Origin of the sequence: Streptomyces sp. NPDC102360, from assembly GCF_044766085.1 — a bacterium.
Classification (GTDB): Bacteria; Actinomycetota; Actinomycetes; order Streptomycetales; family Streptomycetaceae; genus Streptomyces.
The window spans coordinates 1,386,883-1,401,857 of record NZ_JBIWLG010000001.1 but is presented as its reverse complement, the minus strand read 5'-3'; the positions used below and the strand labels follow the sequence as shown (position 1 = coordinate 1,401,857).

The following is a 14,975-nucleotide window of genomic DNA, read 5'->3' as shown; positions in this document are numbered from 1 at the left end:
GCGGAATACGTCCGACATCCGGACTGTTGCGTGCACAGCGGCTTTGCCCCCGACGGCTTCGCCCCGAACCCCGGAAGCAGGAAGAGGGAAAAACACCATGAGCAGCACCACCACGGAGCTGACCAAGGAGAACTTCGATCAGACGGTTACGGAGAACGAGTTCGTACTGATCGACTTCTGGGCTGACTGGTGCGGGCCCTGCAAGCAGTTCGCCCCGGTCTACCAGGAGGCCGCGGAGGCCAATCCGGATCTGGTGTTCGGCAAGGTCGACACCGAGGCACAGCCGGAGCTCGCCGCCGCTTTCGGGATCCAGTCGATCCCGACTCTGATGATCGTGCGCGACCAGGTCGCCGTCTTCGCGCAGCCGGGCGCGCTGCCGAAGGAGGCGCTCGAGGACGTCATCGGCCAGGCCCGCAAGCTGGACATGGACGAGGTCCGCGCGTCGGTCGCCGAGCAGCAGGCGAAGGCCGAGCAGGAGGGCCAGGCCCAGGGCCAGGGTCAGGAGGGCTGAACCTCCTGACCCGTCACTCGACTGTCCCCGAGGCAGTCGCCCATTGGGCGGCCGCCTCGCGGCATGCCTGCCCCTCTGTCGACGAGAAGCGCGTCAGGCCGACTCGCGCGCCACCAGCGTCACCGCCAGCGCCTCGCGCGGTTCCGGATCCGCGTCCTGGTCGGCGTCTTGCTCCGGGTCCCTGACCAGGCGGTCCACCAGTTCGGCGAGCTCCCGGCCAGAGGGCAGATCGAGCCGCACCGTGCTCAGGCGGGGGCGCAACAGCCGGCCCAGCATCAGATCGTCGGCGCCCATCACGGCGACGTCACCGGGGATGTCGACGCCCAGGTCCTGCAACGCGCGCATCAGCAGCATGGCGTATTCGTCGTTGTACGCGAACACGGCACCCAACCCCAAGTCGGCTACCTGTGCGGCGACTTGGGCCGCATCCTGCTCGTCGTACGCGAGCGGCAGCGACACCGCCTCCGCACCCGCCTCGCGCACACCCTCCAGGCGCGGCACCGCGAACGTGTCGAGGCCCGCCTCCTTCGGCATGACCACGCCGATGCGCCGGTGGCCACCGGCCAGCAGGTGCTCGCCTGCGACGCGACCGACCTGCCGGTGGTCCGTGAGCAGGGCGTGCGCGCCCTCGACGGGCTCCGGGCCGAGCGTGATGACGGCGCGGGCGCCGGAGCGGCGGAGCACGGCGATGCCGTCGGGGCCCATGCCGACCGGGCCGAGCACGGCCACGGGGCGCAGCTCGGCCCAGGCGCGGGCGGCGGCGTCGCCGCTGAGGCCCACGCTGCCGTACTGCACGACGGTGTAGTCGAGGCGGCTCAGCGCCCACTGCAGTTCGTTGAGGAAAGCGCTGTACAGCGGCCCGATCGGCACGTCGGGGGTCGGCACGAGGACGATCCTGGTGTGTCCCGCGCGCAGGCTGCGGGCGGCGGCGTGCGGGACGTAGCCGAGTTCTTTCGCTGCCTCGTGGACGCGCCGCCGGGTCGGCTCACTGATCCGGACGGCGCTGGTGTTGTTGAGGACGTAGCTGACGGTGGCGCGCGAGACCCCGGCGAGGCGCGCGACGTCGGCGCTCGTCGGCAGGGCGCCGGACACGGGCTTGTGGGGCGCGGACGGCTGGGCGGAGTGCTGCTTCGGTATCTGCACCATGACGTACGGCATCCTTGCAGACGCCGCCCAGCGGCCGTGCCCGGCCCTGTTCCAGGGCCTGATCCAATGCCCTGGGGCCTGATCCAAGCGACAGGTTCTAGCCCCGCGCGAGTGTCTTCCACAGTTTCGGGTCCTCGAAGTTCAGCGCCCACAGGACCGTGTTCCGGACGCCGTATTTCCGCAGGATCGGGAGGTGTGCGGCGGTGCCGGCGGCGTCCTGGTACCAGACGGTACGGCGGGTCGCCTTCTTGCCCTTGCCCTCCTTGTACGTGAAGTGGGGGGTGCGGGACTCCGGGTCGAGGGCGTAGCGCGCGCCGACCTTGCGGCGCAGCGCCTCGGCCGACTTCGACGTGACGTGCCGGGCGCGCTCCTTGCCGCCCCGGCCGCCGCCCACCTTCCAGTTCCAGCCGTACGCGGGCAGACCCATCTCCAGCTTGGCGCGAGGGACTTGGGCGGTGGCGCGGGACAGGATCTCGTCGTACCACTGGGGCGAGGCCAGCGGTCCCGGCTTGCCCTCCGCGGAGTGCAGGTTGTACGCCATGATCCGTACGCGGTCGGCGGCGGCGCCCAGCCTCTCGTAGTCCCAGATGCGGCCCGTGGAACGGGTCTTGGGCATCACGGTCAGGAAGCACTTCTTGCCGGAGGCGTGCAGGCGCGCGCAGAGTTGGGTGGCGAAGGCGGTGTAACCGGCGCGCACCGCCCGGTACTTGTCGTCGGGTGCGACGGCGATCGACTCGTAGTCGATGTCGAGCCCGTCGTAGGCGCGGCTGCGGACGACGTCGAGGAGCGCGTCGATGTGGCGGGTGCGGGACTTGCGGCTGTTCAGGACCTTGGCCAGGGCGCCCGGCTTCATCGTTTCCATGACCGTGGGCACGACCTGGATGCCGCGGGCGTGCAGTCCGTTGATGATGCGGCGCTCGCCCGCACCGGTGTGGCCCGCGACGCGGGCCGCGGATTTCGTCTCGTACCAGAAGGGGCTGATGGTGCGGATCTGTGCGGCGTGGTCGAGGGCGTTCTGGTAGGCGGCTTCCTGGTCCCAGTACGGGAGCCATGCCGAGACGGTGCGCGGCGGCGCGGCTTCGGACGCGGCGGGTCCTGTGGGCGCCGCGGCGGTGAGGGCGAGGGTCCCGGCGAGGACGCAGAGGGCGGTGCTGTGGCGTCGTTTCATGGGGCGAGCCTGCGGCCCATCCGGCGTACCCGCCGCAGGGATTGGGCCGGTCGGCGTCTAACGTGACCCGCGTGACTGCCTACACGGATGACCAAGCGTACGAACACCCCGGCCGCGGCGGCGCGACGGCCACGGTGGAGGCCGAGCCGACCCGGGTCGGCAAGGTGCGCACCGAGTACGCGCCCGCGCACGACGGCGACCCGGATCCCGGCGAGATCGTGTGGACCTGGGTGCCGTACGAGGAGAACGACGGGCGCGGCAAGGACCGCCCGGTGCTCGTGGTGGCCCGGGAGCCGGGCGGCACCCTGCTGGCGGTGCAGCTGTCCAGCAAGCGGCACGACGGCGACCGCGAGTGGGTGGCGCTCGGCTCGGGGCCCTGGGACAAGGACGACCGGGACTCGTGGGTGGACCTGGACCGGGTGCTGCGCGTGCACGATGAGGGGATGCGCCGTGAGGCCTGCGCCCTGGACCGCGGCCGGTTCAACACGGTGGTGCTTCGGCTGCGGGAGCGCTACGGCTGGCGCTGAGAGCCGGTGAAAGACCCCCCGTTGTCCGCCCGCACGAAGGCGCGCTCGAAGGCGGAGCGGGTGGCCGCGTCCTTCGTGCGGTCGAGAACGGCGAACACGACCTGCTCGAAGTGGTGCGCGAAACGCCCTTCGAGCAGCGTGCGGAACGCCCCGGCCACCTGCCCCGGATCGTTGCGGAACACCCCGCAGCCCCAGGCCCCGAGGACGAGCCTGCGGTACCCCTCGGCCGCCGCGACCTCCAGTACGCGCTCGGCTCGCACGGCCAGGGCCGCCGGTATCTCGTGCACCCGCTCCGGGGTGCGCTGTGCGATCACTCCCGCGTTCGGCGCGGGTGACGTCAGGAAGCCGGCCTCGAACGGGGCGTCGAGCAGCCGGCCCTGGTCGTCGCGGAAGACCGGGACGGCCGGTGCGTGGATGACGCGGTCGCTGTAGAAGGCGTCGCGGTGCTCGCGGTGGTGGGCGTAGAACCCGGGAACCTCGATGAGGCAGGCGTACAGCGCGGAGCAGCGGCAGAGCGCCTCCTCCTGGGCCTGCGCCCCGTTGAGGTAGCCGCCTCCCGGGTTGCGCGCCGAGGCGAAGTTCAGGACTGCCACCGGCTGCGGCCGCTCCCCCGTCATGCGGCGTGCCGCCTCCAGGCTGCTCTCGCCCGTGACCTCGACATCTGTCCCGTCCACCGGCGGTATCGGTGGCACGGGCACCGGGTCGGGCCCGAACATCCTGGTGCCCGCCCGCGCCCGCGCCACCGCGGCGCCGATCGTCACCACGCGGCCCCCGTCGTCCGCGTACTCCCCCGACTCGACGATCTTCTCCGTGCTCCGCGCGAGCTCGCGCAGTCGCGCGCTCACGCGGCCCTACCTTCTTGAGTGGGTCCCGTGGTCTCCCCCGTCGTGTTCATACATCCATCGTGTACGCACAGTGACCGCTCGGGCAACAGGTTTTCGCCGCGTCCGGGGACGTCTCAGGGAAGTCCCTGAGAAGTCCCGGCAAAGTCCCCGGGTTGTCCAGAGGCACTCTTGTGCGAGCCGCCCGAACCGTCTTGGGTGGAGGGTCTGCGTCGCCCGGAAGGGGCCTGTTTGTCGGCACCCGGCCGAATCGACGGGATGGCCCCCACCGGGGACCATGGAGAACGTGCGAACCAGGAGGAATCCCCCCATGAGTGAGGGTGACTGTACGGCGCTCGGTGACGTGGTCACCGAGGCCGAGGCGGAGGCCCTGGTACGGGGCATCTGCTTCAAGACCGGACCACCGCGCAAAGTCGGGGTCGAGCTGGAATGGATCGTGCACGAGCCGCGCCCGCCGCTGAAGCCGTGGCTCCCCTTACCACCCGAACGACTCGACGCGGCATATGTCGCACTGCGCGCCCTGCCTCTGCGCTCGGCGCTCACCGTGGAACCCGGCGGGCAGCTGGAACTCAGTTCGCTCCCCGCCGCCTCCCTCCCCGAATGCGTCTCGGCCATGCGGGCCGATCTGACCGCCGTCCGCACCGCGCTCCGCGGTCACGGACTCGCCCTCTTCGGCCACGGCACCGACCCGTGGCTGCCGCCGCGGCGCGTTCTCCGTCAACCCCGTTACGACGCCCTGGAGGCATCGCTCGACCGGGCCGGGCCCGCCGGGCGCTCCATGATGTGCTCGTCCGCGTCCGTGCAGGTGTGTCTGGACGCGGGGCACGAGGAGCCGGGTCCGCAGGGGCTCGGCAGGCGCTGGCGGCTCGCGCATCTGCTGGGCGCCGTCCTGGTGGCCGCGTTCGCCAACTCGCCGATGCTGTCGGGGCGTCCGACCGGCTGGCGCTCCACACGGCAGCTGCTGTGGGAGCGGATCGACGTGGGCCGGTCCGGCGGCGTGCCCCTCGACTTCGATCCGCGCGAGGCGTGGACGAGGCACGTGCTCGACGCGCCCGTGATGTGCGTGCGCACCGCCGAGGGGCCGTGGCAGGTACCGGACGGGCTGACCTTCCGCGAGTGGGCGCGCACGGGCGCGCCCCGGCCGCCGGCCCGCTCGGATCTCGACTACCACCTGACCACCCTCTTCCCGCCCGTGCGCCCGCGCGGGCACCTCGAACTGCGCATGATCGACGCGCAGTCGGGCGACGACGGGTGGCTGGTGCCGCTCGCCGTGACCACCGCCCTGTTCGACGATCCGCAGGCCGCCGAGACCGCGTACCGCGCGGTCAAGCCGCTCGCGGAGCGGGCGGGTCCGCTGCCCGCCCCGCACAATCCGCTGTGGCGCGACGCGGCCCGGCTCGGCCTCGCCGACCCAGAGCTGCGCGAGGCCGCCACGGCCTGCTTCACGACGGCGCTGGAGGCGTTGCCGAGGCTCGGCGCGGACCCGGACACCCGACAGGCGGTCGCGGACTTCACGCACCGCTATGTCGTCCGCGGCCGCTGCCCCGCCGACGACGTGCTCGATCTGCTCACACGACAACCCGCCCAGGGGAGGACCGTCCGATCATGACCGCTGAGGAGAACGTCACCACGGACCCGGAGGCGCTCCGTGGCCGTGCCGCGGACGCCCTCGAGGCCGCCCGGCGCCGCACGACGCTGCTGACGAACTGTGTCGACGAGGGTGAACTGCGCGCCCAGCACTCGCCGTTGATGTCGCCGCTCGTCTGGGATCTCGCGCACATCGGGAACCAGGAGGAGCAGTGGCTGCTGCGCGCGGTCGCGGGCCAGGAGGCGATCCGTCCCGAGATCGATCCGCTGTACGACGCCTTCGAGCACCCGCGCTCGGAGCGCCCGAGCCTGCCGCTGCTCGCGCCCGAGGAGGCGCGCGGCTACGCGGCGGACGTCCGCGGCCGGGCCTTCGACGTACTGGAGAAGGCCTCGTTCGAGGCGGAGGGAACGCAGCGTCTGACGCGCTCGGGCTTCGCCTTCGGGATGATCGCCCAGCACGAGCAGCAGCACGACGAGACGATGCTGATCACCCACCAGTTGAGGCGGGGCGGCACGGCGCTCACCGCGCCCGCCCCCGAGCCTCTGGCGCGGCCGTACGACGGACCCGCCGAGGCGCTCGTCCCTGGCGGCCCGTTCACGATGGGCACGACGGCCGAGCCGTGGGCCCTGGACAACGAACGTCCCGCGCACACCCGCCTGGTGCCGCCGTTCCACATCGACACGACGCCGGTGACGAACGCCGCGTACATCGAGTTCGTCGAGGAGGGCGGCTACCGCCAGGAACGCTGGTGGGACCCGGCCGGCTGGGCGACGGTGTGCGAGCACGGCCTTCAGGCGCCGCTGTTCTGGCGCCGCGAGGGCGGGCAGTGGCTGCGCAGGCGGTTCGGGGTGACCGAGCCCGTACCGCCGGACGAGCCGGTGCTGCACGTGAGCTGGTACGAGGCCGACGCCTACGCCCGGTGGGCGGGGCGCCGCCTGCCGAGCGAGGAGGAGTGGGAGAAGGCGGCCCGGCACGACCCGGCCACCGGGCGCTCGATGCGCTACCCCTGGGGCGACGCGGACCCGACGCCGGAGCGCGCCAACCTGGGCCAGCGCCATCTGCGCCCGGCCGCCGCGGGCAGTTACCCGATGGGCGAATCCCCGCTCGGTGTAAGGCAGTTGATGGGTGACGTATGGGAGTGGACGTCGAGCGACTTCCTGCCCTACCCGGGGTTCGTGGCGTATCCGTACCGCGAGTATTCGGAGGTGTTCTTCGGGCCGGAGCACAAGGTGCTGCGCGGCGGCTCGTTCGCCGTGGACGCGGTGGCGTGCCGGGGCACGTTCCGCAACTGGGATCTTCCGGTCCGGCGGCAGATCTTCTCCGGGTTCCGCACGGCCCGCGACGCCGAGCCCCAGGAGCGCGCCTGATGTGCCGTCACCTGGCCTATCTGGGGCCGCCCGTACCGCTCGGCGAGATCGTCGACCGGCCTTCGCACAGCCTGTTCCGCCAGTCGTGGGAGCCGCGCAGGCAGCGCCACGGCACGGTCAACGCCGATGGTTTCGGGGTGGGTTGGTACACGGAAGGCGACCCGGTGCCGGCCCGCTACCGCCGCGCGGGGCCCATCTGGGGCGACGCGGCCTACCAGGACCTGGCCCGCGTCGTCCGCTCCGGAGCGCTGCTCGCGGCTGTTCGCGACGCGACGCTCGCCGGGGCGGACGGGGAGGCGGCAGCGGCCCCGTACGCGACCGGGCCCTGGCTGTTCAGCCACAACGGCGCGGTGCCGGGCTGGCCGCAGTCCCTGACCTCCCTGACACCCACGCTGCCGCCGACGGACCTGCTCTCCATGGAGGCCCGCTGCGACGCGGCCTTCCTGTGGGCGCTCGTCCTGCACCGGCTGCGGGCGGGCGACGCCGCGGGACAGGCGCTCGCCGACACCACCCTGGAGGTCGCCGAGGCCGCGCCCACCGCCCGCCTCAACTTCCTGCTCACCGACGGTGAGACGATCACCGCCACGGCCTGGGGCGACACCCTCTGGTACCGCACGGAGCCGGGCCGTTCCGTCGTCGTCGCCTCCGAGCCCTACGACGACGATCCGCACTGGATCGAGGTCCCCGACCGCACCCTGCTGGCCGCGAGCCGCACCGACGTCCTGTTGACCCCGCTCAAGGAGCCCTCCGCGTGAGCCCGTTCCGCATGACCCGCACCCTGCCCGAGGACGCGACCGACGCCGCGCTCCGGTCCGACGTCCTGCACGGCCTGACCTGCTCTCCCAAGACGCTCCCGCCCAAGTGGTTCTACGATGCCCGCGGCAGCGAACTCTTCGACGAGATCACCCAGTTGCCCGAGTACTACCCGACCCGGGCCGAGCGCGAGATCCTCATCACGCGCGCCCACGAGATCGCGGCGGCGACCGGTGCGCGCACGCTCGTCGAGCTGGGCTCCGGCTCGTCCGACAAGACGCGCCACCTCCTCGACGCGCTCACCGACCTCACGACGTACGTACCCGTGGACGTGAGCGAGAGCGCGCTGCGCGGCGCGGCGGACACCCTCCTCGCCGAGCGGCCCGCGCTCGACATCCACGCCATGGTCACGGACTTCACGGCCGCGTTCGACCTGCCGGAGACTCCCGGGCCACGCCTCGTCGCCTTCCTCGGCGGCACCATCGGCAACCTGCTGCCCAAGGAGCGGGCCGCGTTCCTGACGGCGGTGCGGGGCCTGTTGGCGCCGGGCGACTTCTTCCTCCTCGGCACGGACCTGGTGAAGGACGAGGCGACGCTGGTGGCGGCGTACGACGACGCGGCGGGCGTCACGGCCGCGTTCAACAAGAACGTGCTGACCGTGATGGACCGCGAGCTGGGCGCCGACTTCCGTCCCGAGGCGTTCGAGCACGTCGCTCTGTGGAACGCCGAGTGCGAGTGGATCGAGATGCGGTTGCGCTCCACCACGGCGCAGACCGTGAAGATCCCGGCCCTCGACCTGGAGGTCGACTTCACGGCGGGCGAGGAGGTCCGCACGGAGGTATCGGCCAAGTTCCGCCAGGAGGGCGTGAAGGCGGAACTGCACGAGGTGGGGCTCGAGTTGGGCCACTGGTGGACGGACGCAGAGGGAAGGTTCGCACTGTCACTGAGCAGGGCGTCGGCCGGCCTTCCCTAGGAACCGGCCGAGGAATCGACTCAGGAGCCCGCCGAGGGCTCGGCGGGGCGGTCCGCCGTGACCAGCCAGCACGTGCTGCGCAGCCGGACCGCCCCGCCCGCCGCCTCGAACCCGCGCAGGTGGTCCGTCAGGGTGCCGCTGGCGCGGGCCCCCGCCTCCGCGCCGGCATGCTCCATCAGGTGGCGGCCGGGGCCCGTCCCCAGCAGGAACTCCGCCGCGTCCTCGGCGCTGCTCCCCCACGTCCCGTACGCCTGCGCCTGGTTGGCGGTGACGCCGGTGAACCCGGCCGCCGTGAGGACGTCGCGGATGCGGTCCGGCGACGCGAGGGAGAACATGCCGGGCAGCCCCGGCCGCCCGAAGTCACCGACCGGCAGGATGTCGCGCAGCGCCGCCATCGCCGCGACCCAGTCGTTGAGCGCCGCGTCGGCCGGGCAGACGAAGGCCAGTCGGCCGCCGGGGCGCAGTGCCCTGCCGACGTTGGCGAACGCCGCTTCGGGGTCGGCGTAGAACATCACGCCGTAGCGGCTGATCGCCGCGTCGTACGCGCCCGCCTCGAAGGGGTACGCCTGCGCGTCGCCCTGCGTGAAGGAGGCGTTGGTGACGCCCTCCTGCTCGGCGCGGGTCCGGGCCTCGGCCAGCATCGGTCCTGACAGGTCGAGGCCCTGCGCGTGCCCCCGAGGCGCCCGGAGCGCGGCGAGGCGTGTGGTCTGGCCCGATCCGCAGCCGAGGTCGAGGACCCGGTCGCGCTCCGTGAGGGCGGCGGCGTCGAGGAGCGGCTCGTTGAAGCCCTCGTTGACCGCGTTCCAGCGGTCCTGGTGACGGGCCCAGTGGGCACCTTCGGGACCGTTCCACGCCTGCGCCTGCTCTGTGTTGATGATGTCCCGCACGGGGGCCTCCTCGGGTGGGAGCGGAGAATGGGCGTACGCCCAAACAATATGGGCGCATGCCCAAACTGGCAATCCCCGCTACGATCCGAAGGGTCGTGCCCCTCGCGGGCAGCGGAGCCGGAACGGAAGAGGGGCCCATGTCACCGCGCGGAGTGGCGACGCCGGACGTACGCGAGCGCCTGTTCGCGGCCGCCGAGCGCGTCGTGCAGAGGGACGGGCCGGGCGCGCTCACCAGCCGGGCCGTCACCACCGAGGCGGGCTGCGCCAAGGGGCTGCTGCACACGCACTTCGCGGGGCTCGACGAGTTCGTGGCCGAGCTCTGCCTCGACCGCTTCGCACGGACCGCGGCGAAGGCGCAGGCACTGCCGGGGCTCGCCGGTCGGGGCACGGTGGCGGGGAACGTCGACGACGTCGCCCTCGCACTGTTCGAGTCCGGCGGCCCCGCCATCTCGGGCCTCGCCATGACCCGCCCCGCCGCCGCGCTGCGCGTCCGCGAGGCCCTGGAGAGCGGGGCGCCCGGCTTCGCGGCGATCCAGGAGGCCGTCACCGCCTACCTGGAGGCCGAGCAGGAGCTGGGGCGGGTGGCACGGACCCTGGATGCGGGCACGGTGGCCCTGGCCGTCGTGGGCACCGCCCACCATCTCCTGATGACCAGTTGGCCGGGCGCACCGGACCCGTGGCCCGCCATGACGCGCCTGGTCGCGTCGCTGGTGGACAAGACCTAGTCGATGGTGAACACCTGGGGCCTCTCGTTTGGATCAGGCCCTAATTGCGCTCGTCGAGCCGGTGGGTGATCTCGCGGGAGGCGCGCTCCGCCTCCGTCGACGGGTCGCCGCCGGCGAGGACCTTGGACATGTACTCCTTGATGGGGTTGTCGCCGGCCTCCACGTTCGGCCACAGCGGTGAGCCGGGCGTCGCCTTGCCGTGGGCGGCGCCGACGGCCATCGCGGCCACGCCCGGCTCGCCCGCGACCGCGTCGGCGAGGGTGGTCTTGTTCGGCACGTAGTTCATGGTGCGGGCCAGTTCGGTGTTCCACTTCCCGCCGGCCAGCGCCTTCACGACCTCGACGGCACCGTTCCGGTCGTCGGTGTTCGCCGGTACGACCAGGTCGGAACCGCCGGTGAACACCGTGCCCGGCCTGCGGGACGTCTTGCCGGGGATCGGGAAGTAGCCCAGCTTGCCCTTCAGTTCCGGGTTCTTCTGGAGGATGCGCTGGGTGGCGCCCGGCACGGAGATGATCTGCGCGATGTCGCCGCGGGCGAACTGCTCGGCCTGCGGCGGGTGTTCCTCGTCGGCGTCCTTGGGGCCCCCGCCGAGGGCCTGGAGCTGCCGGTAGAAGGCCATGCCGCGCAGCGCCGCGGGGGTCGCCAGGGCGCCGGACCAGACGCCCGCGGACTCCTGGGCGAGGTGGCCGCCCTCGTCCCAGATGAACCCGGAGAGCGTGTACCAGTCCTGGCCCGCGAGGTAGATGCCCTGAGTGTCGCCGGAGTTCAACTTCCGCGTCACGTCCAGCCATTGGGCGCGCGTGGTGGGCGGCTCGTCGACGCCCGCCTGCCGGAAGAGGTCCTTGTCGTAGATGACGACGCGGTTGGCCGCGTACCAGGGGATGCCGTACTGCCGGGATGAGTCGACACCGGGTTCGGCGAGGCCGGGCAGCCAGTCGTGCATGCCGAGGTCGCGCGCCGACTCCAGGGAGAGGTCGAGCAGGCCGTCCCCCTCGACGTACTGCGGGACCTGGGTGTTGCCGACCTCGATGACGTCGGGCGCGCCGGACTCGCCGCCGTGCCCCTCGTCGAGCGCCTTGGTGACCTTGGCGCCGATCCCGGTCCAGTCCTGGATACGGATGTCGAGCGTGATGTCGCCGTGCCGGGCTTCGAAGTCCTCGGTGAAACGCTTGAGGAAGTCCTCCGAGGCGCTGCCCCGCATCAGCCACACGGTAACCGCGTCCTTCCCCTCCCCCGTGCCCGGCAGGGCTCCGCATCCGGTGAGCAGGGCGCCGGTGGTGAGAAGGGAACCGTAAGTCAGGGCAAGGCGGCGGGAGTTCACGTGGGTCACTTTCTGCCTGCGGACAGGGAAGATCGACCCGGCGTGGGGGATGAGCACACTGCTCGTACGGGTGTTCAGGGAGTTTGGTATAGACCAACGGGAGGGTCAAGGGGTGCGGCACCGACTCCGCGGCGCCCGGCACCCCCGACCCTCCCCCAGCGAAGTGCCCGAGGTCAGGCGACCGGCCTGGCCAGGCACGTGGCGAGCCGCTTCTCGGCTGTTCCCAGCAGCTTCTTGGCGCGGGCACGCTCGGCGAGCAGCTGCGGGTCGACCTCGACACCGTTCAGCGCCGCGGAGGCCGCACGCGCCTCCTCCCGCGCCTGCGCGAGCTCGCGCTCGGCCGTGTCGCGCTCCTTGACGGCCTTCAGGTAGTCGGCGCTGTTGGGGTCGAACCCGTCCTCACGCTCCAACTCCCGCACCCAGTCGCGCGCTTCGGTGTACACCGTGGACTGGTACTCCACCGCGCCGTGCGCCCTGGAGTAATCGTGCTCCAGCGCTTCCATCCGCGCCTCCACCGGAGTGATCCGGGCATTCAGCCCGTCGACCGTGTCCTGGTGCCGGTTGACGGTCGCCTGGTAGCGGTGGCACGGAGCCGGTTCGGCCGTCGCCGCGATGGCCTGTGCCGCACCGGTGGCCCCGAAGGCCATCAGGGTCAGGGTGGTCAGGACAGCGGCACGGGTGAGTCGGCGGTGCGTCAAGATGAGCCTCTTTCACGGACGTGCGCACGGGCGGGCCGCGCGCGGACAGTTGGTCTTGCCGAGAGCATTCATGACCGGATGCCCGGGTCGGCTACGCGGGGTGAGCGGTGGTGTCATACGGATGGCGGGCCGCGCCGCGCTGGGGCACGGTGGAACCATGTCGAACCACACGTATCGCGTCACCGAGATCGTCGGCACCTCTCACGAAGGCGTGGACGAGGCGGTCCGCAATGGGATCGCGCGTGCCTCACAGACCGTGCGCAACCTCGACTGGTTCGAGGTCACGCAGGTCCGAGGGCAGATCGTCGACGGCCAGGTCGAGCACTGGCAGGTCGGCCTGAAGGTCGGTTTCCGCCTGGAGGACGACGAATCCTGAGCCTCCACGGGTCGGTCCCGGGAATCCCCGGGGCGCCACGGCGTTGAACCAAGGTGTGAGCACCGTGATCGAATCGACCCGCTTCTCCGTCCTGGACCGTTCCCGCACCCGTGCGGGCCACTCCGATCAGGACGCGCTGCGCGACACCGTCTCCCTGGCCCAGGACCTGGAGCGGCTCGGCTATCACCGGCTGTGGGTCTCGGAGCACCACGGTGTGCCGGGCGTCGCCGGTTCCGCGCCGACGGTGCTCGCGGCGGCCGTCGCCGCGGCGACGCGCACCATCCGCGTCGGCACCGGCGGCGTGATGCTGCCCAACCACCAGCCCCTGGTCGTGGCAGAGCAGTTCGGGGTCCTGGAGTCGCTCTTCCCCGGCCGGATCGACATGGGGCTCGGCCGCTCCGTCGGCTTCACGGGCGGGGTCCGCAAGGCGCTCGGCCGGGACAAGGACGACGCCGACGACTTCGCGGCGCAGCTCGACGAACTCCTGGCGTTCTTCACCGGGACCTCACCCACGGGTGTGCACGCCCGCCCCTCCGAGGGCCTGGCCGTCCCGCCGTTCGTGCTCGCGATGGGCGAGGGCGCCTCGATCGCCGCCCGCGCCGGTCTGCCGATGGTGATCGGCGACTTCCGCTCCCGCGAGAAGATGCTGCGCGGCATCGACCGCTACCGCACCGAGTTCCGCCCCTCCCCCTGGGCCGCCGAGCCGTACGTCGTGATCTCGGGAACCGTCGCCGTGGCGGGCAGCCGGCCGGAGGCGCTCCGCATCCTCGCCCCGGAGGCCTGGTCGATGGCGCACTCGCGCACACACGGCACGTTTCCGCCGCTGCCGCCCGTCGAACGCATCGCGGGTTTCGAGATGACCGAGAAGGAGCGGGAGCTGTACGAGTCCGGGCTGCTGGGCCACATCGTGGGCACGGAGCAGCAGGTCACCGACGAGCTGGAGATGGTGATCAAGGAGAGCGGGGCGCAGGAGGTGCTGGTGACGACCAGTACGTACGACCGTGAAGCCCTGCTGGAGTCGTTCCGCCGCCTGGCCAGGATCGCGCGCCTGACGCCCCGCTAGTCCACTCCCAGGCCGTGCAGCAGCATCGGCAGCGACGCGTGCAGTTCGCGCTGCCAGTACGGCCAGGTGTGGGTGCCGGGACCGTAGAAGTTGGTGGTGAGGTGTGTGGCTCCCGCCTTCTTCAGCTGGGCGGCGAGGGCGTGGTTCTGGCGGTTGAAGTCGGCCTCCAGGGCGTTGCTGGCGCCCGGCGGGTCCAGGGGGCCCGCGGTGCCGTCGCCGCAGGAGAGGTACACGGGCAGCGACTTGAGGCGCTTGGACAGGTAGTACGGGTCGTGGGCGGCCCAGATGTCCCGCTGCGCGACCGGGTCTCCCCAGATGCGCAGGGGGTCGTTGCCCTGGCCCGCGAAGAAGCCCATGATGCGGCTCGTCGACTCGTCGTTCAGAAGCGGGTGCGCGGAGCCGGAGTAGGCCGCGGCCGCCTTGAACATCCCCGGGTGCCGGGCCGCGTACAGGAGTGCGCCCTGGCCGCCCATCGAGAGGCCCGCGACGACGCGGCGGGAGCCCGCGCCCCAGTCGCTCTCCAGGAGGCGGCGCAGGTCACGGGTGTGGAAGGTGTCCCAGGCCGGGTCGCCACCCTCGCCGTGGTTCCACCAGTCGCTGTACCAGCCGTTCCAGCCGGCCTCGGGCATCACGACGAGGACGTCGCGCAGGCTCTCGACGGAGGCGACGTCCGTCATATTCGTCCAGGACGTGTAGTCACCGCAGCAGCCGTGCAGCAGCCACAGGGTGGGCCAGTGCTTGCCGCGGTCGTCCGGGTCCCAGCCGTCGGGCGTGAGCAGGCGGACCTTCACCGTGCGGCCGCCCAGGGCCGATGCGCGTACGGAGAGGTCCACCTGGCGGTCGGCGACCTGGGTGACGTCGACGACCTCGGGGGCGGGCCGGGCCCGCGTCGCGGCGACCGCCGACGGGGCCGAGCCCAGCGTGAGCAGCAGAGCGGCGAGGACGAGCAGCAGGCGTCTGGTGCGGAGGGTCAGGGCGGCGGTCATGGCGGCTCCCTCGGATCATCCGGGTCGGATCATCCCGGTCGAAT

The 14,975-nt window shown here is 72.1% G+C and carries 16 protein-coding genes; 9 read left to right on the top strand and 7 right to left on the bottom strand.

What is annotated here, in order from left to right; genetic code table 11:
- Positions 1-97 precede the first annotated feature (97 nt).
- Entirely contained in the window at positions 98-511 is a 414-nt protein-coding gene (gene trxA, locus ACIRHA_RS06330) for a thioredoxin (RefSeq protein ID WP_403840505.1), read from the top strand.
- A gap of 93 nt (positions 512-604) precedes the next feature.
- Here the strand turns inward: trxA and ACIRHA_RS06325 are convergent, their stop codons facing one another.
- Both ACIRHA_RS06325 and ACIRHA_RS06320 read right to left on the bottom strand, forming a co-directional pair.
- Positions 605-1,657 (bottom strand): LacI family DNA-binding transcriptional regulator, encoded by a 1,053-nt coding sequence (locus tag ACIRHA_RS06325; RefSeq protein ID WP_403840502.1) that lies wholly within the window; start codon positions 1,655-1,657, stop codon positions 605-607.
- A gap of 97 nt (positions 1,658-1,754) precedes the next feature.
- The gene (locus ACIRHA_RS06320; RefSeq protein ID WP_403840500.1) at positions 1,755-2,825 is read right to left on the bottom strand and encodes a glycosyl hydrolase family 18 protein; all 1,071 of its coding nucleotides are present in this window, start codon (positions 2,823-2,825) and stop codon (positions 1,755-1,757) included.
- Positions 2,826-2,896: 71 nt separating this feature from the next.
- Here ACIRHA_RS06320 and ACIRHA_RS06315 point away from each other — a divergent pair, with 71 nt between their 5' ends.
- Positions 2,897-3,352 (top strand): type II toxin-antitoxin system PemK/MazF family toxin, encoded by a 456-nt coding sequence (locus ACIRHA_RS06315; RefSeq protein ID WP_403840498.1) that lies wholly within the window; start codon positions 2,897-2,899, stop codon positions 3,350-3,352.
- On the opposite strand, the gene ACIRHA_RS06310 is transcribed toward ACIRHA_RS06315, so the two are convergent.
- Entirely contained in the window at positions 3,337-4,197 is an 861-nt protein-coding gene (locus ACIRHA_RS06310) for a TIGR02452 family protein (protein ID WP_403840495.1), read from the bottom strand. The genes ACIRHA_RS06315 and ACIRHA_RS06310 overlap by 16 nt on opposite strands.
- 307 nt (positions 4,198-4,504) lie before the next feature.
- On the opposite strand from ACIRHA_RS06310, the gene egtA reads away from it, so the two are divergent.
- Genes egtA through egtD form a run of 4 tightly spaced genes read left to right on the top strand, consistent with a single transcriptional unit; the run spans position 4,505 to position 8,875 of the window.
- Positions 4,505-5,803 (top strand): ergothioneine biosynthesis glutamate--cysteine ligase EgtA, encoded by a 1,299-nt coding sequence (egtA, locus tag ACIRHA_RS06305; protein ID WP_403840493.1) that lies wholly within the window; start codon positions 4,505-4,507, stop codon positions 5,801-5,803.
- Entirely contained in the window at positions 5,800-7,149 is a 1,350-nt protein-coding gene (gene egtB, locus ACIRHA_RS06300) for an ergothioneine biosynthesis protein EgtB (protein ID WP_403840491.1), read from the top strand. Before egtA ends, egtB begins: the two co-directional genes overlap by 4 nt.
- Positions 7,149-7,904 carry an ergothioneine biosynthesis protein EgtC gene (gene egtC, locus ACIRHA_RS06295; protein WP_403840489.1) on the top strand — a complete coding sequence of 252 codons (756 nt, stop codon included), beginning with the start codon at positions 7,149-7,151 and terminating at the stop codon, positions 7,902-7,904. Before egtB ends, egtC begins: the two co-directional genes overlap by 1 nt.
- The gene (gene egtD, locus ACIRHA_RS06290; RefSeq protein ID WP_403840487.1) at positions 7,901-8,875 is read left to right on the top strand and encodes an L-histidine N(alpha)-methyltransferase; all 975 of its coding nucleotides are present in this window, start codon (positions 7,901-7,903) and stop codon (positions 8,873-8,875) included. The genes egtC and egtD overlap by 4 nt, the downstream gene beginning before the upstream one ends.
- A gap of 20 nt (positions 8,876-8,895) precedes the next feature.
- Here the strand turns inward: egtD and ACIRHA_RS06285 are convergent, their stop codons facing one another.
- Complete coding sequence (locus ACIRHA_RS06285; RefSeq protein WP_403840484.1) at positions 8,896-9,762, bottom strand: class I SAM-dependent methyltransferase; 867 nt, start codon at positions 9,760-9,762, stop codon at positions 8,896-8,898.
- Between the two features lie 137 nt (positions 9,763-9,899).
- On the opposite strand from ACIRHA_RS06285, the gene ACIRHA_RS06280 reads away from it, so the two are divergent.
- Positions 9,900-10,487 (top strand): TetR/AcrR family transcriptional regulator, encoded by a 588-nt coding sequence (locus tag ACIRHA_RS06280; RefSeq protein ID WP_403840481.1) that lies wholly within the window; start codon positions 9,900-9,902, stop codon positions 10,485-10,487.
- 40 nt (positions 10,488-10,527) lie between these two features.
- Here the strand turns inward: ACIRHA_RS06280 and ACIRHA_RS06275 are convergent, their stop codons facing one another.
- Positions 10,528-11,808, bottom strand: a complete 1,281-nt coding sequence (locus tag ACIRHA_RS06275; protein WP_403840479.1) for an extracellular solute-binding protein — start codon at positions 11,806-11,808, stop codon at positions 10,528-10,530.
- Positions 11,809-11,981: 173 nt separating this feature from the next.
- Positions 11,982-12,506: a hypothetical protein gene (locus ACIRHA_RS06270; RefSeq protein WP_403840477.1), complete on the bottom strand. Its 525-nt coding sequence runs from the start codon at positions 12,504-12,506 to the stop codon at positions 11,982-11,984.
- A 157-nt stretch (positions 12,507-12,663) separates the two neighbouring features.
- Between ACIRHA_RS06270 and ACIRHA_RS06265 the strand changes: the two genes are divergently transcribed.
- Positions 12,664-12,882 carry a dodecin gene (locus ACIRHA_RS06265; protein ID WP_403840475.1) on the top strand — a complete coding sequence of 73 codons (219 nt, stop codon included), beginning with the start codon at positions 12,664-12,666 and terminating at the stop codon, positions 12,880-12,882.
- A 55-nt stretch (positions 12,883-12,937) separates the two neighbouring features.
- Entirely contained in the window at positions 12,938-13,945 is a 1,008-nt protein-coding gene (locus ACIRHA_RS06260; RefSeq protein ID WP_403840473.1) for an MsnO8 family LLM class oxidoreductase, read from the top strand.
- On the opposite strand, the gene ACIRHA_RS06255 is transcribed toward ACIRHA_RS06260, so the two are convergent.
- Positions 13,942-14,931, bottom strand: coding sequence for an alpha/beta hydrolase (locus tag ACIRHA_RS06255; protein ID WP_403840471.1), 990 nt, complete (start codon positions 14,929-14,931; stop codon positions 13,942-13,944). The two genes, ACIRHA_RS06260 and ACIRHA_RS06255, sit on opposite strands and share 4 nt — an antisense overlap.
- Positions 14,932-14,975 lie beyond the last annotated feature (44 nt).

What these genes read in the sequence shown, in the direction of transcription:
- ACIRHA_RS06280 (WP_403840481.1), top strand. Translation starts at nt 9,900, where the DNA reads ATGTCACCGCGCGGAGTGGCGACGCCGGACGTACGCGAGCGCCTGTTC.
- ACIRHA_RS06325 (WP_403840502.1), bottom strand. Translation starts at nt 1,657, where the DNA reads ATGGTGCAGATACCGAAGCAGCACTCCGCCCAGCCGTCCGCGCCCCAC.
- egtC (WP_403840489.1), top strand. Translation starts at nt 7,149, where the DNA reads ATGTGCCGTCACCTGGCCTATCTGGGGCCGCCCGTACCGCTCGGCGAG.
- ACIRHA_RS06265 (WP_403840475.1), top strand. Translation starts at nt 12,664, where the DNA reads ATGTCGAACCACACGTATCGCGTCACCGAGATCGTCGGCACCTCTCAC.
- egtA (WP_403840493.1), top strand. Translation starts at nt 4,505, where the DNA reads ATGAGTGAGGGTGACTGTACGGCGCTCGGTGACGTGGTCACCGAGGCC.
- ACIRHA_RS06255 (WP_403840471.1), bottom strand. Translation starts at nt 14,931, where the DNA reads ATGACCGCCGCCCTGACCCTCCGCACCAGACGCCTGCTGCTCGTCCTC.
- egtB (WP_403840491.1), top strand. Translation starts at nt 5,800, where the DNA reads ATGACCGCTGAGGAGAACGTCACCACGGACCCGGAGGCGCTCCGTGGC.
- trxA (WP_403840505.1), top strand. Translation starts at nt 98, where the DNA reads ATGAGCAGCACCACCACGGAGCTGACCAAGGAGAACTTCGATCAGACG.
- ACIRHA_RS06320 (WP_403840500.1), bottom strand. Translation starts at nt 2,825, where the DNA reads ATGAAACGACGCCACAGCACCGCCCTCTGCGTCCTCGCCGGGACCCTC.